Below are 26129 nucleotides of genomic sequence, written 5' to 3'. Positions count from 1 at the left end.
AAAACACCGTCAGTCCTCGCGCCGCGCCAGCGGACTGGTCCCGTCGTCTCCCGCATCGAATTCGCGCGCATAGAGATGGCCAGCATAGGTTGCCGCCGCGATCGTGCCTGGCGCAAGGCAGTCGCCAAGCCGCGTCACGCTGCGCACTCCGGCATCCGGCCAGTCCGCCGTTCGTGACTGCAGCGCGTGCCATAAATCGTCCACCGGCAGTCGCCCGGTCACCGGCACCAGCGTCGAGCAGGAAATCTCTGACGGCAGGCCGGAATACACGCAGTGGAGCGTCAGCGTGTCGCTTGTCCTGCCGCCGAGCTTCTTCAGCGGCATAATGGCAACGCCGAGCTCCATCAGGCGAAGCTGGATGCGCGACTGTTCGAGCGTGTTTGTCGTCCACGCCGCAACAACTGGCGCCGGCGTCACATAGATCGTCTCGTGACCGGCCCGCGCAACGAGCTCGGCCAGCACGCTCGCCAGATAGTAGCGATCGTCGTCGAATATGACGACAGGGCCGCCAGCCGAGATGGCCGCGCTTCCGGTTTTCATCAATTCATCAGGTGTAGCGATAGCCCCCGCCGCCATGAAGTCCAGCGGCAGGCGATGGGCGCGTCCCACTCCATCGCGTCGCCATGTCGCGCCGGTCGCCAGCGCGATATGCGGGATGCCATATTGAAGAATGTCGTCGGCCGTCAGCGTGCTTGCCAGATACATCTCGACGTTGGACGATTTCTGCAACTGTCCCATGCGCCAGTCGCGCACGCGACCCCAGGCGGCCAGGCCCGGCAACCGCGCTTCGCGGCCGACGCGACCGCCCCACTCCTGGCTGGCCTCGGCGACGACGACCGGCACTCCGCGCTGCGTCAGCGCGCGGGCTGCTTCCAGCCCTGCCGGCCCGCCGCCTACCACAAGCACCGGTTCCGCCTGCGATGCCGGTGGGATGATCTCCGGGTGCCAGCCGCGCCGCCATTCCTCGCCAACCGTCGGGTTCTGCGTGCAGCGCATGGGTACGCATGTGTTGTCACCCGACACGCAGATGTTGCAGCCGATGCATTCGCGAATGTCGTCGATCCTGCCCTCCTCGATCTTCTTCGGCAGGAACGGGTCGGCGATCGACGGACGGGCCGCGCCGACCAGGTCCATGATCCCCGACCGCACCACGCGCGCCATGCTGTCCGGCGAGGTGTAGCGGCCGACGCCGACGACCGGCTTGCTGGTGAGCGACTTGACGAAGCCGATATAGGGCTCCTGGTATCCCTCTTCGGAAAAGCGCGAGGTCTGGCTGTCGTTCGACCAGTCCGACACGTTCACGTCCCAGAGGTCCGGTTCCTCCGCCAGCGCCGCGACGATATCGCGCCCCTCGGATTGCGATCCGATGCCCTCGGAACCGAGCAGTTCGTCCACCATCAGCCGCACCGCGAGCGCGCAGCGGTCCCCTACAGCATCGCGCGTGTCCGCGATTACCTCGCGAAAAAGGCGCAGCCTGTTGTCGAAGCTGCCGCCATATTCGTCGGTCCGGTGGTTATGTCGTTTCGACATGAAATGCTGAAGCAGGGACATGTCGTGTCCGGCATAGACATAGACGATGTCGTATTCGGCCTTGCGTGCGCGCAGGGCAGCCTCGCGATACCAGCGGCGCATCTCCGCGATATCAGCCTTGTCCATGGCGCGCGCCTGCTGAGGGTCGTCGCTGTCGAGCACGGCATGGGAGGGCGCAAGCGGCGGCATTCGGCTGTAGCGGTTCGGCGCATGCAGCCCGTTGTGCACGAGTTCCATCGCCGCAAGCGCCCCGTGCTCGTGCACGGCGTCGGCCACGCTCGCCAATCGCGGAATGTCGCTGTCGTCCCAGTTGCGCGCCTGATTGGACGGCGAAATGTCCGATGTAGGGTGGATCTCCGTTTCCTGAGTGCAGATCACCGCCCAGCCGCCCTGCGCCTTGACGCCGCGCATCGTCGCGTCGGTCTGCGGATAGCGATGGCCCATGCCCGAGCAGTGCGGCACCTGGTAGAAGCGGTTGCGGGCAGTGACAGGACCGATCCTGACCGGCTCGAACAGGATATCGTAGCGAGGATCGCGCATGTCATGCCCCCATTGGGTGTGTCGATACGTCCGCTGCCGCAGCAGGCCAGCGCGTCTCGAAAGAAGTTTCAGGATTAACGATATCCGGCACAAACGCAATTCCTCGCCGCGGTAAAATCACCTCCTGCTTTTCGCCAAGCCCGGCACCGTTAAGCAGAAGGCATCCCACATCATGAAAGAAATCTTGTCTTCTCGGCGGTCTCGACGCTTGCTCAACTGGACAGATCACCCGTGTTGTGCGAAGTTTCAGAAAGGACAGATATTGAAGGAACTGGAATGGCGTCGAGGGACTCAAGAACCCTTGCCGAGCGCATGAGAGCGGCGCTGCCGGGCATGAGCCCGGGCGAGCGGCGCATCGTCCGCCTGTTCCTCTCGATCTCTTCGCCGGAACAGGTGGCGACGTTGTCGACCCTTGCCGACATGGCCGGCGTCAGTTCTCCTACCGTATTGCGCTGTCTCGACAAGATCGGCTTCGAGCGGTTCAGCGATTTCCGCGACCTCGCCGTCGCCGAACTGGCGCACAAGCGCGAATCCGCGCTTGCCCAGATGAGCCGGCAGGGCTCCGCCTCGAGCACCGCCGGACAGCTCCATCGGTTCCGCGGCAGCCTGACGCAAGCGGTCGGCGGCACGCTGGACCGGCTCGATGTCGGCGAACTGGAGCGCGCCATCGACCTCCTCGCCGACACGCAGCGCCGCCAGATTTTCACGGGCGGGAGGTTCAGCCAGTCGCTTGCCGAGCAGCTCTTCGCACACGCCAACCTCATTCGCCCCGGCTGCGAACTGGCCGCCTTCACCAGCATCGGACGATCGAGCCGGTTGGTCGATGTCGGGCGCGGCCATGTGCTGACGGTCTTCGACTTCCGCCGCTACCAGCGCGGCACGGTCGAGTTCGCGCGCGCGGCCAAGCAAAGGCGGGCCAAGTTGGTGCTTGTCACCGACCAGTGGATGTCGCCGATCGCGGACTGGTCGGACGCCGTTCTCGTCGCCGATGTCCGCAACGTCTCGCCGTTCGACACGCTGGTGCCCGCCATGGCCATCGTGGACGTGCTGATCGGCGAACTGTACCGTCGCTTCGGCGAGGCGGCGGCGCAGCGACTTTCCCAATTCGAATCGGACAATGTTGGCTTCGAGTGGAACGCGTCGAGCCAGCGCGCAGCAAACGGAGCAACGGAACAGTGAGCGCAGACGGGATAACCTATCTTCTGTGGCATGATCTGGTTGGCGTCACCCGCACGCGCGGTGTCCCGACACGCGACCTGCAGAAACGGATGGCGAATGGCCTCGGATGGGCGCGCGCCGGACAGGCGCTGACGGCCTTCACCGACATCGTCGACAACCCCTGGGGTCCGATGGACGAGGTGCGCCAGGTGCCGGACCCGGCAGCCAAATTCACAATTCCCGGAAGCGGCGACGAACCGGACCTCCATGCCGTCATCTGCGACAGCAAGGTGGACGAGCAAACACCGTGGGATTGCTGCGGACGCAGCTTCCTGCGCGCCGCCCTCGACGACCTTAAGGCTGAGGCCGGCGTCACCATCTTCGCCAGCTTCGAGCATGAGTTCCTGCTGACCGGACCCGACTTCCGGCCGGCAACCCCGTTCTCAATGACTGCTGCCCGCCAGCAGAACCGCTTCCTCACCGACCTGGAGGCGGCGCTGACGGCCACGGGCGTCACCACCTACACGATCGAACCCGAATACGGTGTCGGCCAGTATGAAGTCGCCTGCGCACCGGAGACCGGCGTGCGCGCGGCGGATGCCTGTCTGATCGCGCGCGAGACCATCCGGGAGATCGCGAGACGCCATGGGTTGTCCGCCTCGTTCACGCCGAAGCCGGCGGCGGATGCCGTGGGCAATGGCGCGCACATCCATCTCAGCCTCGTCAACGCATCCGGCGAAAACCAGACCTACGACGCCAACGGGCCGATGAACCTCAGCCCCGTCGCGGCGCATTTCTGTGCCGGCGTGCTGGCGCATATCGAGGCGTTGCTTGCCTTCACCGCACCCGCGCCGGTGTCGTACTTCCGTCTCGGCCCGCATCACTGGAGTGCGGGTTTCCGCGCCATCGGTCTGCAGAACCGCGAGGCGTCGCTCAGGATCACTCCGGGCCTGGGCGCCGAAGAATCCCGCCGGAAGGGTCACAACATAGAATACCGCCCATGCGACGGCATCGCCTCGCCCTATCTGGCGCTTGCCGTCATCGTGCGCGCTGGCCTGGAAGGCATCCGGCGCAAGCTTGCCTGCCCACCCGGCATCACCGTCGATCCAGCCGAAATGGCGGATGCCGAACGCGAAGCGGCAGGCGTCAAGGCTCTTCCCACCTCGCTCGGTGAATCTCTGGAGGCTCTTCTTTCGGACGACGTCGCGCGCGGCTGGTTCTCGAAGGATCTGCTCGACACCTATGTCGCGCTCAAGCGCTGGGAGATCAACCAGGCTTCCGAAATTGGCGCGGGGCAGACTTTCGCGCGCTACCTGACCGCATACTGAGGTTCCCATGCTCGAATTCGAACGCCTGATCGACCACCATTGCCATGGCGTCATGCCCGGCACGCTGTCGCGCGCACAGTTGGAAGCGATCATCTCGGAAGGGCATCGTCCTGTGCCAGGCTGCACAAATTTCGACAAGCCGGTCGGCATGGTCCTGCGCCGCTACTGTGCACCGGTGCTGGGCCTCGAGCCGCATGCATCGCCGGAAGACTATATGGCGCGACGCACCGAGCTCGGCGGCGAGGAAGCCTCGCGCCGACTTCTGCGGGCAAGTGGCCTCACAGGCGTCCTGATCGATACCGGCCACCGTGCGGACGACATTCTGGATGTGCCGCAGATGGCCGACTACTCCGGCGCCTATGCGCGCGAGGTGGTTCGCATCGAGGCGGTGATGGAGACCGCCGCGCGGACCGCCGGTTCGGGCGAGCAACTGCTGTCCGCATTCGAGGCTTTGCTGGAAGAGCGTTCCGCCGATGCTATCGCGCTGAAGAGCATCGTCGCTTACCGTACCACCTTCGACATCGACCAGAGCGCTCCGACGCGCGCCGAGGCAGCGGCGGCCGGCGATGCGTGGCTGAAGTCGAATGCCGCGTCAGGCTGGAGGCGTTTGGAAGACGCGACGCTGATCCGCCACGCGCTTTATGTGGCGCTCGATATCTGCCAGCAGCGCAGGTTCCCGCTCCAGCTTCACGTCGGCGTCGGTGACCGCGACGTCAACATGCCGAAATGCGATCCGACGGTCTTCATCCCCTTCGTGCTGCAGGCCGAGGCAAAAGACGTGCCGCTGGCGCTGCTGCATTGCTATCCGTTCATCCAGGAAAGCACCTGGATGGCCGAGGTCTTCTCCAACGTCTACTACGACATCGGCTTCACGCTTAACTTCACCGGTCCCGAAGCGCGCAAGATAATGGAGCAGGCGATGGGCATGGGGCCGTTCTTCAAGCACCTCTACAGCTCGGACGCCTTCGGTCTTGCGGAGCTGTTTTATCTCGGCCGCATCCAGTTCCAGCGCACGCTTGGCGCGGTGCTCTCTGACTGGATCGCGGCGGGCGACTGTACGCTGAAGGACGCCGACCGCATCGTCGCGATGATCACGCACGGCAACACCGAGCGCATTTATCGTCTCTGACAAGCGCGATGCCCTGAAATTAGGAGCGCCCGTGAAAGCCGACGCTCAGCTCCGCTGCACGCGGATGGCCGGGATCAGCCCCTGCGGGCGGACCAGCAGCACCGCGATAACGCCCGACAGCACGATCGCGTCGCGGTATGGCGCGTAGGCCGCCGGCAGCGTCGCCTGCAGCAAAACCTCGATGATGCCAAGCAGGAAGCCGCCCGCCACTGCGCCGGGCAGGCTGCCAAGCCCGCCGACGACGGCGGCGATGAACGCCTTCAGCACTGGCGTGAATCCCATCAGGGGATCGACCGAAGCACGCTGCGCCACCCACAGCATGGCGGCCAGTCCTGCCAGTATGCCTGACAGGAGGAAGGCGGTTGCGATGATGCGCCCGGCCGATATGCCCATCAGCCGCACGACATCGAAGTCTTCTGCGGCGGCGCGCATCGCGGTGCCGGTGTTGGTGCGCCGCAGGAATATCTCCAGCGCCACCAGAGCAAGCAGCGACACAACGATCGAGATCGTCGGCCCGACGCCGACGGTGAAATCGCCGAACGAGAACGCCCCTGTCATCCACTGCGGCATCGTCACTGCCTGGCCGCGCGCCGAGACGCCGTTCTGGAACAGGACTTTCAGCAGGCTGGATACGGCGAAACTCGTCAGCAACAGACTGGTCACGTCCGCCCCGCGCATCGGCCGGAACGCGATGCGCTCCATGAGGACGGCAGCAATCGCGCCGCAGCCGATCGCGATCACGACCGCAACAGGAAAGGGAAAGCCGAACAGCAGCGCGGCCAGCAGCGAATAGCCCGAGATCGTCATCAGTTCGCCATGGGCGAAGTTGATCAGACCGATGATCGAGAAGACGATCGCGAGGCCGAGCGCCAACAGCGCATAGACACCGCCAAGGCTGACCGCATTGATGATCTGCTGCGCGATCATGTCACTTCAGGCTCCGAGGTAGGCTTGGCGGACGAGTTCGGAGCTCGCGAGCTCTTTTGCCGTGCCCGCCAGCACGGCCTCGCCATTGGCAAGCACCGTCGCGCGATCTGCGATTTCGAGCGCCAGCGCCACGTTCTGTTCCACCAGCAACACGGTGAGGCCGCTGGCCTGCAGATTGGCGATCAGGTCGAACACCGTGTCGATCATCTGCGGAGCGAGGCCGAGCGACGGCTCGTCGAGAAGTATCATGCGCGGCTTGGACATCAGCGCGCGGGCAATCGCCAGCATCTGCTGCTCGCCGCCGGACAGGTTGCCACCTTTCACGCGGTAATATGTCTTCAGGATCGGGAAGAGTTCGACCATCTCCTCCTCGCGCGCCTTCGCTTCCGATGCATTAAGATGCATGGCGCCGCCGAGACGCAGGTTCTCGGCGACGGTGAGGCTTGCGAAGATGCGACGGCCCTCGGGGACCAGCGCGATGCCGGAACGCGACATCGTTTCGGCCGCCGCGCCGGTCATGTCGCGGCCATCGAAGGTCACCTTGCCACCGGACACGGGTATGAGGCCGGCGATGGCTCCGAGCGTCGAGCTCTTGCCAGCGCCGTTCGCGCCGACCAGAGCGACGATCTCGCCCCGGCCGACGGCGAGGTCGACGCGTCTGACCGCCTCGACTTCGCCGTACCGTATCCTGAGGGCCTCGACCTTCAGCACGGGATCACGGCTCGGGAACTTCGGCCGGATCAGGCGTGATCGTGGCGATGTACTTGGGCTCGCCGCCTTCGTAGCGCATCAGCACGACCGGACGAACCGGCATGCGGTTCGTCCCGGCATACGTGATCTTGCCGGTGACGCCCTCGAAGTCCTTGAGGCCGGCAATGCCGTCGCGGATTGCCTTGGGATCGTCAGAGCCCGCAGCCGCCACCGCGGCATCCAGAATGTAGCCGATCTCGTAGCCGTTCGCCTCATAGGTCGATTCCGGCGCGTGGCCGGCATATTTGGTGAAGGCCTCGTTGAAGGCTTCCAGCTTGCTGCCCGGCGAAGCATAGCCTGCCGAGGTGTAGACCGTCCCGTCCACAAGGCTGCCTAGCGCCTTGACGGTCGGGGTTCCGATCGCGTCGGCACCATACACCGGAATTGTCACACCGGCGGCCCGGAGTTGCTGCACGAAGGCCGGGAAGTCGGGCTCGTAGGCAGCGGTCATGATGAGATCCGGCTGTTCGGCAAGTCCCTTGATGTTGGTGATCTCGGCAGAGAAGTCAGGTTGGCCCATCGTGAAGGAGCCGCGACCGACGACCTTGCCGCCCTTGGCCTCGAACACCTTGCCGAAATATTCCGGCAGGTTCGCCGTGTAGGTGGAGTCCGGCGAGACGAGCAGATAGGCCGTCTTCTTGCCTTCCGAGATGGCGAAGTCGGCAACGGCGGTCGCCGCGATATTGTCGCCGGGATACGCGCCGAACACGGTGTCGCCACCGGCCACGACCAGCACGGGAGCCGTGCCGCAGAGCGTGATCGTCGGAATGCCGAGCGGACCGGTCAACTGGCCAACCGAGATCGTCGGATCGGCGTCGCAGGGCGTCAGCATGATCTTGGCTCCGGCATCGATCAGTTCCTGCGCGACCGTGACGGTTTGCGCAGTGTCGGTGCGCGTATCCTTGATCATCAGGTTGACCTTGTACTTGCCGCCGAGACCGCCCTTGGCGTTGATCTCGTCAATCGCCATGCGCAGGCCGGCGAGCGAGGGCTGGTCATACGGCGCGAGGTATCCGGTCTGCGCCGTGGCCACGCCAACGTTGATCTCTTCCGCCGACGCCATCGACGCAGCGCCTGCCGCAAGACCGAAGGCGGCAGCGCCCAGCGCCGTCTGCCGTAGTCGATTGATGCCTGTCATCTTCGTGTTCCTTCTCATCTCGATTTCCCTTCCGTGGTTTGCTTTTTTTCGTTCATGCGTCCTGTTTTTCGGTCCGGTTTTCCGTCCGGGCGCGAGCGGTGCGGCTGCCCAGATAGGCGGCCACGACATCTGGATTCTTCTGCACGTCGGCGGGCGCGCCGTCGGCGATGACGCGGCCGTGGTCGATGACCACGATCCGCTCGCAAAGGTTCATCACCAGCCGCATGTCATGCTCGATCAGCACGATGCCGATGCCGCGCTCGGCGCGCACGGCAGACAGGATGGTAACCAGTTCCGCCGTCTCGACCGCATTCATGCCGGCCGCCGGCTCGTCGAGCAGCAGGAAGCGCGGCTTCAGTGAGAGCGCCCGTGCGATCTCCAGCCTGCGGCGCAATCCATAAGGCAGGCTAGACGCGAGTTGGCCGGCATGCTTGTCCAGTCCCATGCGCGCGAGTTCGCGCTTCGCCGCGTTTTCCGCTGCCGCAAGCCCGGACTCCACCTGCCGCGCCGCAACAACGACATTCTCGAGCACGGTCATGCGCGGAAAGATGCGTATGTTCTGGAACGTGCGCGCGATGCCGTGCCGTGCGAAATGGAAGGCGGAGGCCTGCATGGGCGCGGCATCCAACGCGACCGTTCCCGAACTCGGCGTCACATCGCCCGCCATCATGTTGAGCAGCGTGGTCTTGCCTGCGCCATTCGGGCCGATGATGCCGGTAATGCTGTCGGTGTGAAAGCGTAGGGTCACATTGTCGACGGCAACCACGCCGGCATAACGGCGCGTCAGCCGGGCGATGGAGATCTCACTCGTGGTCGCCGTCAACCTGGGTTCGAGGTCCGTCGCCAGCGCTGCAAGACTGCTCTCCTTCTTCCGCAGCAGGTTGAGTTCAGACTTGCCGAACAGCCCGTTCGGCCTGCGCCAGATGATGAGGATCATGGCGACGGCCAGCACACCGTTCGTCAGGCCGAACAGCATGGGCATCTGCATGCCCAGCAATTCCCCTCCGCCTTCGAAACGGCGGACGATCTCGATCATGACAACGATGACCGTCACCCCGGCCACCGCGCCCAGAGAGGAGCGCATGCCACCGACGATCAGCATGGCCAGCATGGTGAAGCCGAGGTCGAAATAGAAATCGCGCGGCGAGAACGCGCCGACGAACTGCGCCATCATCGCACCCGCCGCCATCGCCACGAACGCGCTGAGTACCCAAGATGCCACGCGCGCCGTGCGGTGGTCGACGCCGACCGAGGCGGCTCCGCGTTCGTCGTCGGCTGCCGCGCGGGCCGCCAGCCCGTACGATGTCTCGCGGAACAGCCGCGCAAGAATGATCGCCCCGGAGGCGATGGCGATGGCCGTCCACAGGCCGACTTCGCGCGGCACGCCATAGAAGGGCTGGCTGCCGCGCGTGATCTCGCGCCCAGCCACCAGCAGCGTGTAGATGATGATGAGCATGGCCAGCGTCGCGATCGCAGCGCTCGACCCGCCCAGCCGCAGCAGCGGCGCGGACGTGACGAGACCGACGACCACAGCGAAGACGAGCACCACGCAAAGCGCGGCGAAGAAGGGCAGTTCATTCCCGGCGAGGAAATGAGGGAGTGCCGGCAGCGCGGTGCGTTGCAGGGCGGCGGGCATCGTCAGTATCCCCGTCGCATAGGCGGCGAGGCCGAGAAAGCCGGAATGGCCGAACGAGACGATGCCCGTATTGCCCGAGAATATCTGGAGGCCGAGCACCGCAGTCAGCATGATCGCGGCATGCGTCACGACGCGCTGCATGGGCGCGCCAGCGAAAAACGCAACCGCCATCGCGACAAACACGAGGCAGCCGATCATCACGAGCGCATCTACGGACGCGATGCGAAATGCAGCGGGCAAAAGCCGCGCCGTTGCCTTGTCGCCCTGCGCGGACGCCATCAGCCGGCCCGGCCCAGCATTGCGCTGGATATGCCACCGGCCCGGAAAGCGCTGATCCTTGCGACGATCACGCCGCTCCCGTTTAACATTGTTCCCCACAGCCTCTGCTGCTTCTGGACAAAGCTAAAACCAGCCTGCGGGCTATGTCAATCTCTCTTCATGATTGACGGATAATCAATTCTCTGTAATGACTTCAACAAACAAAACGAAGTCGAGATGTGGCGGGAGGCCATGGCAATACGCGATGTTCTGATCAGCCAGGATATTGCGCTGACGCCTTCGGAAGAGAAGATCGTCCGGCTGCTTCTGACCGACTATCCGACCTCCGGCCTCGGCACGGCCGCCAGTCTTGCGCGGCGAGCCGGCGTCAGCGACCCGACCGTCGTGCGTCTCGTCATGAAGCTCGGCTATGAAGGCTTCGCCGACTTCCAGGAAAAGCTCCTGGCGGAGGTGGAAGCGCGGCTTCATTCCCCGCTTCTGATGATGGAGACCAAGCGCGGCTCCGGTTCGCAGGACAACACCATCCTCTCCTATCTCCACTCTGTCGGCGAGGCGATCGAGAAATCCGTCAGCGCAACGCCGCTGCAGAGCTACGACAGAGCCGCGACGCTGATCATGGAGGCAAAGGGCGAGGTCGTCATTCTGGGAGGCCGCTTCAGCCGCCACATGGCGGGCATGCTCGCGAGCCACATCGTCCAGTTCCGATCCGGCGTGCGCGACCTCGGCATCCTGTCGCCGCCGGCCTTCGATACGCTGGCCGACCTCGGCCGCAAGGACGTGCTGGTCGTCTTCGACTACCGGCGCTATCAGCTCGACGTCGTCGCCTATGCGCGTCAGGCGTCGGCACGAGGGGTGAGAATCGTGCTGTTCACCGACCCTTGGCTCTCTCCCATCGCCGATCTGGCGGAGGCCACGATCGTCAGCCCGATCGAGGTGGCGTCACCCTACGACACGCTTGCGACTGCCCTCGCGCAGGCGGAGGCGCTGGTGGCGCGAATCGTCTCGACCCTTGGCGACGAGGCGACCGCGCGCATCGAGCGACTGGAAGAAGTCCGCCACGCCAACTCAGTGACCCTCGACAGCCTGACGCCAGATTTCGACAGCGCTCCCGCGGTTGCCTCGAAACCGGCGCGCGAGGGACTTGCCAGACAGGGACAGAAATCATGAACGCATCGCTGCCGAGGCGCGACGGACCTTTCACCGCCGGCCAGACCGCGCTGCTTCTGGTCGACATGCAGCGCATCTGGCTCGAGCCCGGCGCGGACCCAGCCCATCCGGGCGATCCGGCCAGCTACTTCTACCGCCGCACCGCGCAGGAAACGATCCCCAACCAGATGCGGTTGCTCGCAGCGGCCCGCGCGAACGGCGTCGAAGTGCTGCACACGATCATCCAGAGCCTCACCGAGGACGGGCGCGATCGTTCCCTCGACCACAAGCTGACGCCGATCCACATCCCGCCGAGCCTGCCGGAGGGACTGCCGGTGGCCGCGCTCGCACCCGTAGGCGACGAGATCATGCTGCCCAAGACGTCGTCCGGCGTCTTCAACTCCACCAACATCGACTATGTGCTCGGCAATCTCGGCATCCGCCATCTCGTCGTGGTAGGCGTGCTGACCGATCAGTGCGTGGACATGACCGTTCGCGACGCCGCCGACCGGGGCTATCTCGTCACCTGCGTCGCGGACGCCTGCGCCACCCGCAGCCAGGAGCGCCACGACGCCGCGCTCCGCGCCTTCGGCGGTTATTGCTGGGTCACGGACACCGATACCATCGTCGGTCGTTTCGAAACGATAGGTCAGCGCGCATGAACACAAGGCGGGTAGTCGACCGATGACGTCACACGCGAAAGGCGACTGGCCGCCGGCCGTCGAGGTGCTCAACGAGAATGGGGCCTCGGACATCGTGCTTCTGTGCGAGCATGCGTCGAACCATATTCCGTCGGAGTATCGCGGGCTCGGGCTGGAAGCGCGTGAATTGCAGCGCCACATTGCATGGGACATCGGTGCGGCAGGCGTCACGCGTCTTGTCTCCCGCGCCCTGGACGCGCCCGCGTTTCTGGGCGGCTATTCGCGCCTGCTGATCGACGTCAACCGTCCATTGGGCGCCGAAAGCAGCATCCCCGTGCGGTCGGAGGCAACGGACATCCCCGGCAACATCGGCATCGACGCGGACGAAAAAGCGCGCCGCGCAAAGATCATGTTCACGCCGTTCCACGAGAAGGTCGCGGCTCATCTCGACCGTCGCGCGAAAGCTGGCAGGCCGACTCGTCTCGTCACGATCCACAGCTTCACGCCGGTCTTCCTCGGCGAGAAGAGGCCGTGGCATGCAGGTGTTCTCTACGCGGAAGCACGGGAGTTCGGAGAGGCGATCCTCTCGGGCCTGCGCAAGGACCCTGCGCTCAATGCAGCAGCCAATGAGCCTTATGTGATCGCCCGCGACGGCGACTACGCCATCCCCGTGCATGGCGACGACCGGGGCATTCCGGCCGTACTCATCGAGATCAGACAGGATCTCGTCAGCGACGAAGACGGGATACAGGAATGGGCGGACCGGCTGGTGAATGCCCTGCCGCCTCTGAATGCCGGTACCGGCTGATGTCGTTTGCAATTCGCCCTGTCGCACCGAAGGATGAGCCTGAGTGGCGTCGGCTCTGGTCCGCCTATCTCGCCTTTTACGAAAGTTCGGTTCCCGAGACCGTGACCGAGACGACGTTTGCCCGCCTCCTCGACCCGCAGCGGTCGCAGCAGGATGCGCTGGTCGCGGAGCAGAACGGAAAACTGGTCGGCTTCGTGCACTTCATCTTTCATGCGCACAACTGGCGCGTCGAAGACGTCTGCTACCTGCAGGATCTGTTCGTCGATCCGTCTGTGCGCGGGGCAGGCGTTGGCCACGCCTTGATCGAAGCCGTCTATGCCGAGGCTGACAGGCGTGGCTCACCTTCGGTCTACTGGTTGACGCAGGATTTCAACACCAGGGCGCGCGCGCTCTATGACCGCGTCGCCAGGTTGACCCCCTTCGTCAAATACCAGAGATAGCGCCCGGTTGGGACGTGCCGAAAATCTCGCGGATGAGACTCATAGCCTGATGGGCAAGTGCCGTTCCGTCCTCGAATTGGTCGCGCCAGATCGACAGCACGTTGGCGTGGTCAGGTGCGAGACCGGAGCGCGAGAAGGCCTCGACGCCGACAAGCCCGTCGTATCCGGAAGCCCGCACCGGCTCGGCAAATGCCCGGAGGTCCAGCGATCCCTCGTCCAGCCTCCCGCGATGGCTTTGGTCGAATTCGAAATAACCGAGGACAGGCAGCGCGGCGCTGACCGCGCCGACCGGATCGCGTTCCTCGATCGCCATATGATAGGTGTCCACATGCAGCCGCACATTGGGATGGTCGACCAGCGCAAGATACTCGCGTCCCTGCTCGACGGAATTCAACATGGCAGTTTCGTAGCGATTCACCAGTTCGACGCACAGGCGGACACCGGCAGCAGCAGCCACGTCGGCGACCCTCGCGACGACCTCGGCGCTGCGACGACGCGCATCGGCATCGACGGGTTGCCCGGCATGCCCGAGCGGGCCGTAGAGAACGCCGTTGACCTGCTCGACGCCGATGTCGCGCGCTGCTGCGACGACGCGCCGCAAATGTTCCTCGCCCTTGTTTCGCCGATCTGCATCGGCGGATGATACGTCGGTGCCCGCAGGCAGGCCGGTCGTTGCCAACGCCGCGATGCCGGCCTGCCTGAAACGCGCCGACAGTGCGGCCGTTTGCAAGGACGGAAGGTTGCGCAGTGGCAGCGCAAGGCATTCAAACCCGGCGGCGGCGACTTCCGCCAGAACGCGCGCCACGTTTTCCGGATCGGGATCCGTCGACCAGACGCCGGCGTGAATAGAAGTCCGTACCATGCTCCTCCCGGCCCAGGCCGTCGCGAGTTTCGGCCGGCCAATAGCCGGATATCATACCTGACACAAGATGCATCATGTATGATACTTGACCGCGATGGACATATAGTGCAGTTTTCCCGAGAGAACTTTCGCCGGTGAGGAAACAGGTCGCAGCGAAGGTCTGTTAGGGTAGGAGCAATCAATGACGGTGGGCGAAGCGGCTCAAGGTCGGAGCGGTGGATCGTTTGTTTCCACGCTTGTCCGCGGTGCGTTCGCGATACCCGCATGGCCGGCGTTGTTCCTGCTTTTCGCGACGGCAGCGGTGGTGCAGCCTCGCCTGCTGACCATCCCCTTCCTTCTCATCGTGTTGCGACAGGCGGTGCCTTTGGCGCTCGTCGCGCTCGGGCAGTGTCTGCCGATGATCGGCCGCTCGATCGATCTGTCTCCCGCTGGCGTGATCGCGGTCGTGAACGTCACGCTGGCGCTGCCGATGTTTTCGGGCGGCCCTGTGTGGATGTCCCTCGCCTTTCCGCTGGCGTTCGGCGCCCTCGTCGGGCTTTTCAACGCCGGCCTCATCGCCTTTGTGCGGGCGTCGGCCGTCGTAGTGACGCTCGGCATGTCGGTGATCCTGGTCGGGGTCAGCTATCTCATCAGCGGCGGCGCGCCGGGCGGCTCGGTGCATCCGTTCGTGCGTGAAATCGCCATCGGCCGCATGGCAACGATTCCGGTCGCGGGCATCCTGCTTATCGTCATCGCCGCCGCAACGTGGTTTGTGTTGCGCCGGACTACATTCGGCCACGCGCTCTACGCCACAGGCGCGAGCTATCCCGCCGCATGGCTGGCCGGCGTCTCGGTCCGCAAGGAACTTGTCGTCGCGCATGTCATGAGCGGCATCTTCGCCGGTCTCGCGGGCATCGTGCTGACCGGCTACATCGGCACCGGCACGCTCAATCTCGGCGCCGATCTCGTGATGGCATCGGTCGCCGCGGTCGTGCTCGGCGGCACCACGTTCGGCGGCGGTGCCGGCGGTGTGGTCGGCGTCCTCGCCGGCGCGTTCGCGCTGACCTTTCTCGCCAATCTCATGACCGGCATGGGCGTCGGCAAGCCGGCCCAGCTCATCGTGCAGGGCATCATCATTGCCGGCGCGGCCGCGCTGGCGCGCTGGCGCGAGGGATAGGCAACTTTGCTTAGAAATTTCTCCGCACCGGGCGGGGAAGGAATGCGTGCGGGAAGTGCGCGATTACAGGAGGAAGACAATGAAACTGAAACATCTTCTATTGGCCGGCTCGATGCTGGTCGCGCTTGCCGCCACACCGGCGCTGGCGCAGGTTCCGGAGCTGAATTCCGCGCTCTCGCCTGTCGCCGGTTCTCCGATGGTCGACAAGCCGGCGTCCACCAAGGACAAGTTCGTCCTCGGCTTCTCCAACATCTCGGTCGTCAACACCTGGCGCGTGCAGATGGTCGAGGAACTGAAGCACGAGGCTTCGCTGCATCCGGAAATCTCCGAGGTGATCATCGCGGACGCCGGCGGCGACGTGAACAAGCAGGTTGCCGACATCGAGAGCCTGACGGCGCGCGGCGTCGATGCGCTGCTCGTCGCTCCGGGCTCGGAAGTCGCCCTCAACGGCGCGCTTGAGAAGGCTTACGCAGCCGGCATCCCGGTCATCATCTTCTCGTCCAACGCGACGCCGAAGGACTACACCGTGAAGCTGCTCGCCGACGACGCGCAGTTCGGCCGCGACGGCGCGAAGTATCTCGCCGAAGCGCTGGGCGGCAAGGGCAACGTCCTGTCGATCCGCGGCATCTCCGGCAACTCCATCGACAACGATCGCTGGCGCGGCGTCGAGGAAGTCTTCAAGGACTATCCGGATATCAAGGTCGTTGATCAGGGCTTCGGCGACTGGGCTTACGATAAGGGCAAGCAGGTCTGCGAATCCCTGCTCGTCGCACATCCTGACGTCCAGGGCATCTGGTCGTCGGGCGGCGCCATGACGCAGGCCTGCGCCGAAGTCGCCGAAGAGAATGGCCTTCCCCTGATCCCGATGACCGGCGAGGCCAACAACGGCTTCCTGCGCATCTGGAAGGAAAAGGACCTGCAGAGCGTGGCGCCGATCAGCCCGACATGGTTTGGCCAGCAGGGCGTCGTCGCCGCGCTGCGCGTGCTCAAGGGCGCGCCGATCGCCAAGGACAACCTCGTCAACCCGGCTCCGATCACCAAGGACCAGATCGACCAGTTCTACCGCGCCGATCTGAACGACTCCTACTGGGTCGGCTCGACTCTGCCGGACGACAAGCTTCTCGAAATGTACAAGAAGTAGAAGCAAGGCGTACGGATGCTTCTGGAAGTTCGCGACATCACCAAGTCCTTCGGGCCAGTGCAGGCGCTGCGAGGCGTCTCGCTCGGCCTGAAGCCCGGGAGTGTCCATGCCGTGCTTGGCGAGAACGGTGCGGGAAAATCCACCTTGATGAAGATCATCTCAGGTGTTTTCCCGCCCACCTCGGGCACGATCAGCATCGGCGGCGACAGCGTGGAATTTCATAATTCCGAGCAGGCTCGCGCCGCTGGCGTCTCGACTATCTTCCAGGAGTTCATCCTTCTTCCGAACCTTTCCATGGCCGAGAACCTGTTTCTCGGCCGCGAACCCCGGTCGGCGCTCGGCCTGATCGACCGCAAGCGCATGCATGCGGAAAGCCGGCGCATCCTCGACGGCGTCGGGCTGGACCTCGACCCCGCGGTGCTGACCGGCAGCCTGCGCGTGGCCGAGCAGCAGATGGTGGAGATCGCCAAGGGCGTGATGCGCGACGCGCGCGTCTTCGTCTTCGATGAACCGACCGCCGCGCTCGGCGACCGCGAGGCGCAGAAACTTTTCGAACTGATCCGCAGGCTCCAGTCCCAAGGCAAGGGCATCCTCTACATCTCGCATCGACTGCCCGAACTCTTCGAGCTCTGCGACGAGGTGACCGTTCTCAAGGACGGCCAGTTCGCCGGCCACTTCATGATGAAGGACACCAACGCCGAGGAACTGGTGACCACCATGGTCGGCCGTTCGCTCGACCAACTCTATCCGCCCCGCCGTACGGAAGAATCCGCCGGCAGCCCGGCACTGGAACTGCGCGACGTCGTCGTCGAGGGTTTGAAGGGACCGGTCAACTTCACGCTCCGGCGAAACGAGATCGTTGGTCTTGCCGGCCTTGAGGGCCAAGGCCAGATCGAGATCACGCGCGCGATCTTCGAAGGCCACACGCTCGTTTCGGGCGAAATCCTTTTCGACGGAAAGGCGCTGGCGCATTCCGGTCCCTCGGAGGGCATCGGCGCCGGCATCGGCCTCATTCCGGAAGACCGCAAGGTGGAAGGCCTCTTCCTCTCGCTCAGCGTCGAAGGCAACATCTCGGCCGGACTGCTGCCCGGAAAGAACCTTGCAAGCGTGGCGCCGACTGCCCGCGCCGACATCGCCGAGCAGGTCAAGCGGCTGCGCATCCGGCTCCGTGACGTCAAGCAGTCGATCCGTGAGCTTTCCGGCGGCAACCAGCAGAAGGTGCTGCTGGCGCGCTGGCTTGTCCGAGGCGTGCGTCTGCTCATCTGCGAGGAACCGACGCGCGGCGTCGACATCGGCGCGAAGTCCGAAATCTACGCCTTGCTGCGCGAGCTTGCCGACAGCGGTGTCCCGGTGCTGGTCACGTCGCGGGAACTGCCTGAACTGATCGGCCTCTGCGACCGCATCATTGTGGTCCGCGAGGGAGCCACCGTTGCCGAGTTTCCCGGCGAGGACGCCACGGAAGAGAAGATCATGGCGACTGCCATTCATGGAGGCGGCGCATGAAGACCGCAAAAGCCATTACCGCGACGCGCCAGCGCAGCCGGTCCGCGCTTCCGGTGATCCTGCTCATCCTCGTGCTCGGCACGGTGCTCGGCTTTTCTTCGCCGTATGCGCTGTCCACGCAGAACCTCATAAACATCCTGAATCAGCAGGTCAGTCTCATCCTCGTGACCGTCGGCCAGGTCATGGTGATCCTGACTGCCGGCCTCGATCTCTCGGTCGGCTCGGTCGTTTCGATGACGACAGCCATCGTCAGCCACGACATTCCCTTCGCCGTGCCGCTTGCGATCGCCGCCGCGCTATCAGTTGGCCTCATCAATGCGATCGGCATCCTGCGCCTTGGCGTCCACCCGATCCTCATGACCCTGTCGACCATGACGGCCGTGCAAGGCATCGCGCTCTTTATCCGCCCCATTCCGGGCGGCCAGGTTTCCGGCTGGATGACGGACTACGCCTCCGCCGTCTATTTCGGATTACCCCTGCCGGTGATCTGCGCGGCAGTCCTCGTGGTGATCGCAGGCACGGTCATCTCGCGCAGCCGTTTCGGCCTTCACCTGATGGCCGTCGGCGCATCGGAAGAGAGTGCCCTGCTCGGCGGCGTCAACACAGGCCGCATCATCCTGATCGCCTACCTGATGTCCTCCCTATTCGCCTGCCTCGCAGGCCTGAATCTCGCTGCCCGCCTCGCCAGCGGCGACCCACTGGTGGGCACATCCTTCGCCATCGATTCGATCGCAGCGACCGCACTTGGCGGCACCCAGCTTTCCGGTGGCCTCGGCGGCGTGACCGGGCCGGTGACCGGCGTGCTGTTCCTGGCACTGCTCGGCAATGGGTTGAACCTGCTCAACATCTCGACCTACTACCAGATGATCATCAAGGGTGCCCTGCTGATCCTCGCCGTCAGTGCGCATCGCCGCAGTCAACCGGGCCTTTGAACCCGGACCGAAATCGAAAGGAAGCGTCATGGAAATCAAGGCAATCGTCGACTGCAAGACCGTCCTCGGCGAGGGACCGCTCTGGGACGTGGCCGAACAGAAGATCTACTGGATCGACAGCCTCGGTGATCGCATCTTCCGCGCCGACGAGAACGGCAAGGGCGTCGAAAGCTGGCCTGTGCCGCAGCACATCGGCTCCATGGCGCTGCGCAGGTCCGGCGGAGCCGTCCTGTCGCTGGCGCAGGGTTTCTATCTGTTCGATTTCGAGACCAGCAAGACCCAGGTCATCGAGGAAATCGCCCACAAGGGCCCTACCGTGCGCATGAACGACGGCAAGGTCGACAAGAAGGGCCGCTTCGTCGCTGGCAGCATGGACACAACGGAAGAAGCGCCGCTCGGTTTGATCTACAGCCTGGGCACTGACCGCAAGGTGACGAAGATCGACGACAACATTACGGTCTCCAATGGTCCGTGCTGGAGCCCTGACCAGAAGATCTTCTATTTCGCCGACAGCCGGTCCCGCGCCATCTGGGCCTATGACTACGACATCGAGACGGGTGCAGCGACCAACAAGCGCAAGTTCTGCGATTTCGGCCCCGAGGACGGCCTTCCCGATGGCGCGACAGTCGATGCCGAGGGCTGCGTCTGGAGCGCCGGAGTCTACAAGAGCAAAATTCACCGCTTCGACCCTTCGGGCAAGCGAATCCAGGTCATAGATTTCCCGACGGTCTGCGTGGCGTCGGTCATGTTCGGCGGCGCCAACCTCGACCGGCTCTATGTCACGACGATGCTGCGCGCTCCGGTGCCCGGCGTGGTCGAGACGGGCCCGCTGGCGGGATCGCTGTTCGTGATCGACGGGCTCGGCGTGAAGGGATTGCCCGAATATCGCTATGGCGGCTGATTGCTGCGCTATCGTTCCACAGGCAGACCTTGGCGGAGCCGGTTCGCTTCGCCTATCATGGTGCAACTCGCGGGGATGACCTGAATGCCGCCCAAAGCCGTCGTCAAGGAAAACCTGTCGGAGCAGATTTATCGCAGCCTGCGTCTTTCCCTGATGGACGGCGAGTATCGTCCCGGCGAGCGGCTGACGATTTCCACTGTCGCCGAGCAATACGGAACGTCGATAACCCCGGTGCGCGAGGCGATCTTCCGGCTGGTCAGCGAACAGGCGCTGGAGGTCAAGGCGGCGACGTCGGTGATCGTGCCTGATCCGACCAGCCGCGACCTGCGCGAGATCGTTTCCATCCGCAAGGACCTCGAAGGCATGGCGGCCTTTCGCGTTGGCCAGATCGCCACCTCTGCCATGATCGACGAACTTGAGGCCCAGAATGCAACCTTCATCAAGGCTGCCGCTTCCAATCCGCGAGACGCCGCGCAGGCCAATCGCGACTTCCATTTCCTGATCCTGCGCTTTGCCGAAATGCCCTATGTTGAGGCGATTTGCGAAAACATGTGGACGTTGATGGGGCCGTTCCTGCGAACCTTCCATGAACAGGTGCCTGTTCGCCGGCTGACTGCCGACAATCATCTCCATTTCCAGTTCATCGCTGCGCTCAAGGCCGGTGATCCGCAGGCCGCCAGGACGGCCATGCAGGACGACATCGCCTGGAGCGACGAACTCATCACCCGGCAGGAGGAAATGCGGGCCAAGCCCGCGCCGCGTCCCGTCCCCGCCTGAGAACGCGCTCCGCGCCCCGTCAGTCCGAGCGTACGATCCCGCTGAAGCCGGCAACGGCAAGCAGGCCGAGGCCCAGTCCTGCAAGCGCCTGGAAATAGGCGTAGAGCCTGCCGATGTAGCCGGACGTCGTGCGCGTATCGGGCGACCAGTACTCCCGCTGCCCACTCCCCAGCCCCGGAAAGATCATATCGGCAGACAGCATCAATGGGCTGAACTTCGGAAAGGTTGCGGCCTCGGGCTGTTCGAAAAAGCACGACAGCTGGCTTTGCCCTGCCGCCGCGAGACCCTGCCTCTCCGTGCCGGTCGAGACAAGGAATGTCGTTTCGTTCGCAGGGATGCTGCAGAGCACCCATTCCGGCGAGCGCAGGACCACCACCGAATTGGGCCGAATGGCATCGGTGTGCTCCAGCCACTCGTAGTACACGCCGCCCGCCACCCAGAAGACAGCGATCCAGATCACTGCTAGCAGCGGCCGACGCCCATACCCGGTCGTCACCCAAAGAACGCGGTCGGACAGCCAAAGCAGCGCCCGTGTCACCTTGCCCGGAGTGCGCTGCCGTCGCGATGTGCGCTGCAACCTCTCCTTCTCGATCAGAACACGGCGCTTGTCTTCGGGATGACCCATCTCGGCCATGACGCGCGCGAGTTGTTCATATGGCTGCGGCCAGAAATCCTCGCCCCAACGGGAAGGATCCTGCCGCGACAACCAGTTCAGCCTTTCGCTGGCGTCCACGGACGAGCCAAGAAACCCACCATAGCGACAATGGTTCAGCAGAAGATCACCGGGCCCGGGCCAGGACGCCACCTCATCGACGATTGCCCCCAGCGTCGAGCCGTTCAGGCTGAGCGCGCCCTCCACTGTCGCTTCGTCGCGCAGAAAGAATGCACCGCCGACAACGCTGCGGTTCAGGTTCAGAGCCATGTCGCCCTTCGCGCGAATTTTCGCACCGGACGCATCCGCGTCGCCATCGATCTGCGCCGATGTCGCGCTGACCCGGCCATCGACGCCGACATGCCGCAATATCAGGTCGCCGTTGACATGCACCGCGTCGGCGTCGATGGCGACGTCTCCGGGCCGATCGACATGCGCGCCGACGAAATCGAGATCGCCGCCCACCCGCGCGCCAGGGATATAAATGCCGCCCTGGACGCGGGCGCCTCGAAAGCTTGCGCTGCCCCGTATCGATATTCGCTCTGCGCGAACGACGCGGTCATTGGGGTGAGCCAGTTCCGCGCCGTCGAACGCCAGATCGCCACCGATGCGCGCGCCGCGAAGAGCGACAGGGCCACGCACCCGCGCCGCGCGCAGGAGCAGGTCGCCGCGCGCTTCAAGGCGGTCCGCCGCCAACCCGGGCAGAATCGAACCGTCGAAGGAAACCGTGTCCAGTTGGGCGGAGCGCAGGACGGGTTTCATCTCGAAGCGGCAGTCCAGCAGACCGATGTCATGCGGAATGCGGCATCCCTCCAGATCGAGGATGCCCGTCACCGTCACGCCCGAAAGGCGAATGCCCTTTTCGTGCATCCGCGGCGCGTGCTTGCCGCCGAGCAGGAGGTAGCGGATCAGTTCGGCGCGAACCTGCTGTTCGGTGTCGTCCGGTTCGGGCACCTTGCCTTCACCGAGTTGATCGACATGGCCGCCGCCGATGTTCTCCACCAGAACCGTTTCGGCAGCCGACAACGCGCCGAAACGGCGGATCAGATCGGAATGCCTGTCCTGGTCCGACACGTTGGCCTCAAAGCCTCGCCGGAATGCGGGACCGGCCCCCCGGCCCCCTTTGGAAATCATGCATGCGAAACCCTCCCGATACTGACGTTAGCCGCCTGACGGCGGTCTTCAGAAAGACCAGAACACGGGCACGAGGAACACTGCGATGATGAAGAACCAGATCATCATCGGCAGGCCGAATTTCCAGTAGTCGCCAAACTTGTAGGCGCCCGGTTCCATGACCATGAGGTTCGTCGGCGTCGCCACAGGCGTCAGGAAGGCCGCCGCGCAGGCTATGGCCACGGACATCAGCACGGGCTGTACCGAAATCCCCATCTCGTTGGCCGCGACGACTGCGATGGGGATGACAATCAGCGAGGTCGCGGTATTCGAGATCACCTGGCCCATGACTGCCGAAAACAGGAACAGGCCGGCCAGAAGCGTGTAGGGTCCCGCGTCACCGACCGCGTTCACCAGCCCCGTTGCAAGCAGCTTGGCGGCGCCTGTCTCCTGCATGGCCAATGAAAGCGGCGTCAGCGCGCCGACCAGGATGACGGTCGTCCAGTTGATCGCCCGATACACGCCTTCGACCGACAGCACTCCCGATATCAGGATGATGCCGGCCGCGATCAGGCCCGCCACCGCCGGCGGCACCAGCCCCGTGGCGAGCAAGAACACCATCAGGGCCAAGGTCGCCAAGACGGTATATGCGCCCGGGCCCATGGGCACCGCCTGACGCCTCACGACATCGGGCGAGTTCACCACCAGCACCTCGGCCGGATGCAGTCTTTGGTCGAGTGCCGACCAGGTGCCTTGCAGCAGCAGCGTGTCGCCGGACGCCAGCGCCTCGCCGGGCGCGAGTTCGCTGCCCTGGCGCTGGATCGCAAGCACGATCAGGTCTCCGCTTTCGGTCACCATGCCGGGGAAAAACCGCTGGCCTATCAAGGGCGATCGCGGCGGTATCACGACTTCCGCAAGTCCCGAATCGCGGTTGAACAGGTCATCGCGCACGCTGCCTTCCGGCGCATCGTCGCGAAAGGCGAGCCCCATGTCGTGCGCGAATTTCGCCGCCGCGTCGGCAGGACCACGCATCACCAGAATATCGCTGGCGGCGATTTTCGAGGTTCGCAGCGACTCGCCGCGTTCGTTCTTCAGCGTGACCAGCGTTAGGCCGTCTGCGTCTGAATTTCCCAGTTCGGCGCGATCAGTGCCCACAAGGGCAGAGTCAGCGCGCACGCGCAACTGATGTACGTCGTTGGAAAGCCGGTATTGCTCGACCAGGGTCGAGGAGTGCCTGCTCAGGTCTGGCGGCAAGCTGGGACTGGTGCGGTGCGGCAGGAGCTTTTCACCGAACAGGACCGCAATGGCGATGCAGCCCATGACAAGCGGGATACCGACCGAAATAGCCGAAGCCGCCGCCCCCGGCGTTCTCGGATGCCTCGACCACCAGCACGTTGACGGGCGTTCCGGTCATCATGAGCTTGGAGCCTGCGTGGGCCCCGAACACCAGCGGCATCAGAAGCTGCGAAGGCGATCGGCCGAGCCTGATCGCCATGACGACGACCACCGGCAGCAGGGCGGCGACCGCGCCATTGACGCTTATCAGCGCCGACAGGACGCCCACGAAGACCATCATGAGCACGATCAGCCGCGTGCGGCTTTCTCCCGCCTGGCCGATCAGGATCTGGCCTGCCCAGGCGGTCACGCCGGACACTTCCAGACCGGCAGAAACAACAAAGAGCGAGGCAATGAAGATGACCGCCGGATCGCCAAAGCCACCAAGCGCCTGCGGCAGCGTCAGGATACCTGTAGCCCACATCGCAAGCGCCGCGCCAATGCAAACCGCGATGACAGGAATCCGGTCCCAGATAAAAAGGACGACGATGCCCACGATAATCGCGAAGACAATCCAGATATCGCTCAAATCGTGGCCCCTCGCGTACTAATGGTTGATATTGGACGAAACGCCACGATTCTGGCAAGCCATGCTTCATTGCAAATTGCCGGAAACTCCTCGCAGCGCTTGCAACAAAAACTACTTTCATGCCAAGTGTTTTTACTACTGGCTGCGGCTAGTCGCGACCAATCGTTGAGGGGCGGTAAGGTGGCCAAATCCAAGCAAACTGACCAAGCGGGCATGTCCGGCTTCCTCGGCACGATCGAGCGTGTCGGCAACATGGTGCCGCACCCGGCCATCATTTTCTTTATCCTGATCGGCATCGTCATTCTTCTGTCAGTCATCTTTGCCGCACTCGGCACGAGCGTGACCTATGAAGGATATGACGCGGCCTTGGGCGACATCGTCGAGCAGACGACGGCGGTTCGCAGCCTGCTGTCCGGCGACGGCATCCGCTTCCTGGTCACCTCGCCGGTGTCGAATTTCCTCGGGTTTGCTGGCGTCGGCGTCATTCTCGTCGCCATGATCGGCGTCGGCCTTGCCGAGGAGTCGGGCCTCATCGCCACGCTGGTGCGCAAGATCGTCGCCATCGCGCCCGTCTCGCTCTTCACTTTCATCATCGTCATGGTCGGCGTGTTGTCCTCCATCGCCGCCGACGCAGGCTACCTTGTCCTCGTTCCCCTCGGCGCGGCGGCGTTCCATTCGATGGGGCGGCACCCGCTGGCGGGCCTTGCCGCCGCCTTCGCGGGCGTCGCGGCCGTATTTCTCGTCAACGTGTTCATCACGCCGACCGACGCCCTGCTGGTTGCCGTCACGAACGACGCGATCGCCACGGTCAACCCGAATGCCGCGATCACCGACGTCGGCAACCTCTATTTCATGATCGCCTCGTCCATCGTCATGGCGATCATCGTGACGATCATCACGGAGCGCTTCGTCGAACCGCGGCTTGGCCCCTACAAGGGCGGTGTCCCCGTCGAGGGCGGCGTGGAACTGTCCGAAGCGGAGGCGCGGGGCCTGAAATTCGCCGGGCGGGCGCTGCTTGGCTTCGTGATCGTCGTGGGGCTCTTGACCGCACCGCCCCTGCCCTACGGCATCCTGCGCAATCAGGAGACCGGCGGCATCATGGCCGGCTCGCCCTTCATGAGTGGCCTGATCGTGCTTATCAGCCTTCTGTTCCTCGTCGTCGGCTATGCCTACGGCCGCGGCGCCGGTACGATCGCCAACGTAACCGCCGCGATCGGCCTCGTCGTCAAGACATGGAGCAATCTGGCGGGAATGCTGTTCCTGCTGTTCGTGATCGCGAACTTTATCGCCTTCTTCAATTTCACCAACCTCGCGACGGTGCTTGCGGTCAATCTCGCCGACTTCCTGCAGACCATGCCGATCAGCGGGGTGACGTACATCATCCTGTTCGTCATTGTCGTCGCAATCATCGACATCATCCTGACCGGCGCGCTGGCGAAATGGGCCATCCTTGCGCCGGTCTTCGTGCCGCTGTTCATGCGGCTCGGCGGCGACCCGGATCTGGTGATGGCGGCCTATCGCGTGGGCGACAGCCCGATGAACGTCATCACGCCGCTGAACGTCTATCTGGCCGTCATGGTCGGCTTCGCGCAGAAGTACCAGAAGGACGCTGGGATGGGCACGATCATCGCGCTGATGCTGCCTTACACAGTGGTCCTGCTGGTGCTTTGGACGATCCTGCTCATAGCCTGGTACCTGCTGGGAATCCCGCTCGGCCCGGCGTGAGTTCGCTTTGGGACGCTCGGCCGACTGCTGTCTTGCGCCCGCCGGGCATTGCA

The 26129-nt window shown here is 64.2% G+C and carries 21 protein-coding genes and 1 pseudogene; 14 read left to right on the top strand and 8 right to left on the bottom strand.

Going from position 1 to position 26129, the window contains the following annotated elements; genetic code table 11:
• Positions 1-9: 9 nt before the first annotated feature.
• Positions 10-2070, bottom strand: coding sequence for an oxidoreductase (locus tag ABMA32_RS04285; protein ID WP_349012482.1), 2061 nt, complete (start codon positions 2068-2070; stop codon positions 10-12).
• A 276-nt stretch (positions 2071-2346) separates the two neighbouring features.
• Here ABMA32_RS04285 and ABMA32_RS04280 point away from each other — a divergent pair, with 276 nt between their 5' ends.
• Genes ABMA32_RS04280 through ABMA32_RS04270 form a run of 3 tightly spaced genes read left to right on the top strand, consistent with a single transcriptional unit; the run spans position 2347 to position 5685 of the window.
• Positions 2347-3249, top strand: coding sequence for a MurR/RpiR family transcriptional regulator (locus ABMA32_RS04280; RefSeq protein ID WP_349012481.1), 903 nt, complete (start codon positions 2347-2349; stop codon positions 3247-3249).
• Positions 3246-4556, top strand: a complete 1311-nt coding sequence (locus ABMA32_RS04275; protein ID WP_349012480.1) for a glutamine synthetase family protein — start codon at positions 3246-3248, stop codon at positions 4554-4556. Before ABMA32_RS04280 ends, ABMA32_RS04275 begins: the two co-directional genes overlap by 4 nt.
• Positions 4557-4563: 7 nt before the next feature.
• A complete protein-coding gene (locus ABMA32_RS04270) occupies positions 4564-5685 on the top strand; it encodes an amidohydrolase family protein (protein ID WP_349012479.1) in 1122 nt (373 codons plus the stop codon).
• Positions 5686-5730: 45 nt separating this feature from the next.
• On the opposite strand, the gene ABMA32_RS04265 is transcribed toward ABMA32_RS04270, so the two are convergent.
• Genes ABMA32_RS04265 through ABMA32_RS04250 form a run of 4 tightly spaced genes read right to left on the bottom strand, consistent with a single transcriptional unit; the run spans position 5731 to position 10415 of the window.
• Positions 5731-6612 carry a branched-chain amino acid ABC transporter permease gene (locus tag ABMA32_RS04265; RefSeq protein WP_349012478.1) on the bottom strand — a complete coding sequence of 294 codons (882 nt, stop codon included), beginning with the start codon at positions 6610-6612 and terminating at the stop codon, positions 5731-5733.
• Positions 6613-6618: 6 nt separating this feature from the next.
• The gene (locus ABMA32_RS04260; RefSeq protein ID WP_349012477.1) at positions 6619-7323 is read right to left on the bottom strand and encodes an ABC transporter ATP-binding protein; all 705 of its coding nucleotides are present in this window, start codon (positions 7321-7323) and stop codon (positions 6619-6621) included.
• 4 nt (positions 7324-7327) lie between these two features.
• On the bottom strand, positions 7328-8500 hold the full coding sequence (locus ABMA32_RS04255) for an ABC transporter substrate-binding protein (RefSeq protein ID WP_349012476.1): 1173 nt from the start codon (positions 8498-8500) through the stop codon (positions 7328-7330).
• 52 nt (positions 8501-8552) lie between these two features.
• Positions 8553-10415 carry a branched-chain amino acid ABC transporter ATP-binding protein/permease gene (locus ABMA32_RS04250; protein ID WP_349012475.1) on the bottom strand — a complete coding sequence of 621 codons (1863 nt, stop codon included), beginning with the start codon at positions 10413-10415 and terminating at the stop codon, positions 8553-8555.
• Positions 10416-10646: 231 nt separating this feature from the next.
• Between ABMA32_RS04250 and ABMA32_RS04245 the strand changes: the two genes are divergently transcribed.
• From ABMA32_RS04245 to ABMA32_RS04230, 4 genes are read left to right on the top strand one after another with little or no spacing between them, the layout of a single operon-like run.
• Positions 10647-11582 (top strand): MurR/RpiR family transcriptional regulator, encoded by a 936-nt coding sequence (locus ABMA32_RS04245; protein WP_349012474.1) that lies wholly within the window; start codon positions 10647-10649, stop codon positions 11580-11582.
• Positions 11579-12223: a cysteine hydrolase family protein gene (locus ABMA32_RS04240; protein WP_349012473.1), complete on the top strand. Its 645-nt coding sequence runs from the start codon at positions 11579-11581 to the stop codon at positions 12221-12223. The genes ABMA32_RS04245 and ABMA32_RS04240 overlap by 4 nt, the downstream gene beginning before the upstream one ends.
• A gap of 22 nt (positions 12224-12245) precedes the next feature.
• A complete protein-coding gene (locus ABMA32_RS04235) occupies positions 12246-13010 on the top strand; it encodes an N-formylglutamate amidohydrolase (RefSeq protein WP_349012472.1) in 765 nt (254 codons plus the stop codon).
• Positions 13010-13450 (top strand): GNAT family N-acetyltransferase, encoded by a 441-nt coding sequence (locus ABMA32_RS04230; protein ID WP_349012471.1) that lies wholly within the window; start codon positions 13010-13012, stop codon positions 13448-13450. The genes ABMA32_RS04235 and ABMA32_RS04230 overlap by 1 nt, the downstream gene beginning before the upstream one ends.
• On the opposite strand, the gene ABMA32_RS04225 is transcribed toward ABMA32_RS04230, so the two are convergent.
• Positions 13434-14312 (bottom strand): sugar phosphate isomerase/epimerase family protein, encoded by an 879-nt coding sequence (locus ABMA32_RS04225; protein WP_349012470.1) that lies wholly within the window; start codon positions 14310-14312, stop codon positions 13434-13436. The genes ABMA32_RS04230 and ABMA32_RS04225 overlap by 17 nt on opposite strands.
• Positions 14313-14493: 181 nt before the next feature.
• Here ABMA32_RS04225 and ABMA32_RS04220 point away from each other — a divergent pair, with 181 nt between their 5' ends.
• The 6 genes from ABMA32_RS04220 to ABMA32_RS04195 all read left to right on the top strand — a co-directional run bounded on the left by ABMA32_RS04220 (position 14494) and on the right by ABMA32_RS04195 (position 20722).
• Positions 14494-15468: an ABC transporter permease gene (locus ABMA32_RS04220; RefSeq protein ID WP_349012469.1), complete on the top strand. Its 975-nt coding sequence runs from the start codon at positions 14494-14496 to the stop codon at positions 15466-15468.
• 79 nt (positions 15469-15547) lie between these two features.
• The gene (locus tag ABMA32_RS04215; RefSeq protein WP_349012468.1) at positions 15548-16609 is read left to right on the top strand and encodes an ABC transporter substrate-binding protein; all 1062 of its coding nucleotides are present in this window, start codon (positions 15548-15550) and stop codon (positions 16607-16609) included.
• Between the two features lie 15 nt (positions 16610-16624).
• Positions 16625-18112 (top strand): sugar ABC transporter ATP-binding protein, encoded by a 1488-nt coding sequence (locus ABMA32_RS04210; RefSeq protein ID WP_349012467.1) that lies wholly within the window; start codon positions 16625-16627, stop codon positions 18110-18112.
• Positions 18109-19044 carry an ABC transporter permease gene (locus ABMA32_RS04205; protein WP_349012466.1) on the top strand — a complete coding sequence of 312 codons (936 nt, stop codon included), beginning with the start codon at positions 18109-18111 and terminating at the stop codon, positions 19042-19044. Before ABMA32_RS04210 ends, ABMA32_RS04205 begins: the two co-directional genes overlap by 4 nt.
• Before the next feature lie 28 nt (positions 19045-19072).
• Positions 19073-19945 (top strand): SMP-30/gluconolactonase/LRE family protein, encoded by an 873-nt coding sequence (locus ABMA32_RS04200; RefSeq protein ID WP_349012465.1) that lies wholly within the window; start codon positions 19073-19075, stop codon positions 19943-19945.
• 84 nt (positions 19946-20029) lie between these two features.
• On the top strand, positions 20030-20722 hold the full coding sequence (locus tag ABMA32_RS04195; protein ID WP_349012464.1) for a GntR family transcriptional regulator: 693 nt from the start codon (positions 20030-20032) through the stop codon (positions 20720-20722).
• A 19-nt stretch (positions 20723-20741) separates the two neighbouring features.
• On the opposite strand, the gene ABMA32_RS04190 is transcribed toward ABMA32_RS04195, so the two are convergent.
• Both ABMA32_RS04190 and ABMA32_RS04185 read right to left on the bottom strand, forming a co-directional pair.
• Complete coding sequence (locus tag ABMA32_RS04190; protein WP_349012463.1) at positions 20742-22448, bottom strand: hypothetical protein; 1707 nt, start codon at positions 22446-22448, stop codon at positions 20742-20744.
• Between the two features lie 108 nt (positions 22449-22556).
• Positions 22557-24351, bottom strand: a pseudogene (locus ABMA32_RS04185) (SLC13 family permease).
• Between the two features lie 180 nt (positions 24352-24531).
• On the opposite strand from ABMA32_RS04185, the gene ABMA32_RS04180 reads away from it, so the two are divergent.
• A complete protein-coding gene (locus tag ABMA32_RS04180) occupies positions 24532-26076 on the top strand; it encodes an AbgT family transporter (RefSeq protein ID WP_349012462.1) in 1545 nt (514 codons plus the stop codon).
• Positions 26077-26129: the final 53 nt, after the last annotated feature.

The sequence above is a fragment of the Mesorhizobium quangtriensis genome, from assembly GCF_040081925.1.
GTDB classification, from domain to species: Bacteria; Pseudomonadota; Alphaproteobacteria; order Rhizobiales; family Rhizobiaceae; genus Mesorhizobium_K; species Mesorhizobium_K quangtriensis.
The sequence above is the reverse complement of the archived record's forward strand: the minus strand, read 5'-3'. Positions and strand labels throughout refer to the sequence as shown.

Excerpts from the sequence above, each read along its gene's own strand:
- ABMA32_RS04280 (WP_349012481.1), top strand. The coding sequence starts at position 2,347 with ATGGCGTCGAGGGACTCAAGAACCCTTGCCGAGCGCATGAGAGCGGCG.
- ABMA32_RS04200 (WP_349012465.1), top strand. The coding sequence starts at position 19,073 with ATGGAAATCAAGGCAATCGTCGACTGCAAGACCGTCCTCGGCGAGGGA.
- ABMA32_RS04225 (WP_349012470.1), bottom strand. The coding sequence starts at position 14,312 with ATGGTACGGACTTCTATTCACGCCGGCGTCTGGTCGACGGATCCCGAT.
- ABMA32_RS04245 (WP_349012474.1), top strand. The coding sequence starts at position 10,647 with ATGGCAATACGCGATGTTCTGATCAGCCAGGATATTGCGCTGACGCCT.
- ABMA32_RS04210 (WP_349012467.1), top strand. The coding sequence starts at position 16,625 with ATGCTTCTGGAAGTTCGCGACATCACCAAGTCCTTCGGGCCAGTGCAG.
- ABMA32_RS04250 (WP_349012475.1), bottom strand. The coding sequence starts at position 10,415 with ATGGCGTCCGCGCAGGGCGACAAGGCAACGGCGCGGCTTTTGCCCGCT.
- ABMA32_RS04270 (WP_349012479.1), top strand. The coding sequence starts at position 4,564 with ATGCTCGAATTCGAACGCCTGATCGACCACCATTGCCATGGCGTCATG.
- ABMA32_RS04255 (WP_349012476.1), bottom strand. The coding sequence starts at position 8,500 with ATGACAGGCATCAATCGACTACGGCAGACGGCGCTGGGCGCTGCCGCC.
- ABMA32_RS04205 (WP_349012466.1), top strand. The coding sequence starts at position 18,109 with ATGAAGACCGCAAAAGCCATTACCGCGACGCGCCAGCGCAGCCGGTCC.
- ABMA32_RS04265 (WP_349012478.1), bottom strand. The coding sequence starts at position 6,612 with ATGATCGCGCAGCAGATCATCAATGCGGTCAGCCTTGGCGGTGTCTAT.
- ABMA32_RS04220 (WP_349012469.1), top strand. The coding sequence starts at position 14,494 with ATGACGGTGGGCGAAGCGGCTCAAGGTCGGAGCGGTGGATCGTTTGTT.
- ABMA32_RS04195 (WP_349012464.1), top strand. The coding sequence starts at position 20,030 with ATGCCGCCCAAAGCCGTCGTCAAGGAAAACCTGTCGGAGCAGATTTAT.
- ABMA32_RS04230 (WP_349012471.1), top strand. The coding sequence starts at position 13,010 with ATGTCGTTTGCAATTCGCCCTGTCGCACCGAAGGATGAGCCTGAGTGG.
- ABMA32_RS04285 (WP_349012482.1), bottom strand. The coding sequence starts at position 2,070 with ATGCGCGATCCTCGCTACGATATCCTGTTCGAGCCGGTCAGGATCGGT.
- ABMA32_RS04235 (WP_349012472.1), top strand. The coding sequence starts at position 12,246 with ATGACGTCACACGCGAAAGGCGACTGGCCGCCGGCCGTCGAGGTGCTC.
- ABMA32_RS04215 (WP_349012468.1), top strand. The coding sequence starts at position 15,548 with ATGAAACTGAAACATCTTCTATTGGCCGGCTCGATGCTGGTCGCGCTT.
- ABMA32_RS04240 (WP_349012473.1), top strand. The coding sequence starts at position 11,579 with ATGAACGCATCGCTGCCGAGGCGCGACGGACCTTTCACCGCCGGCCAG.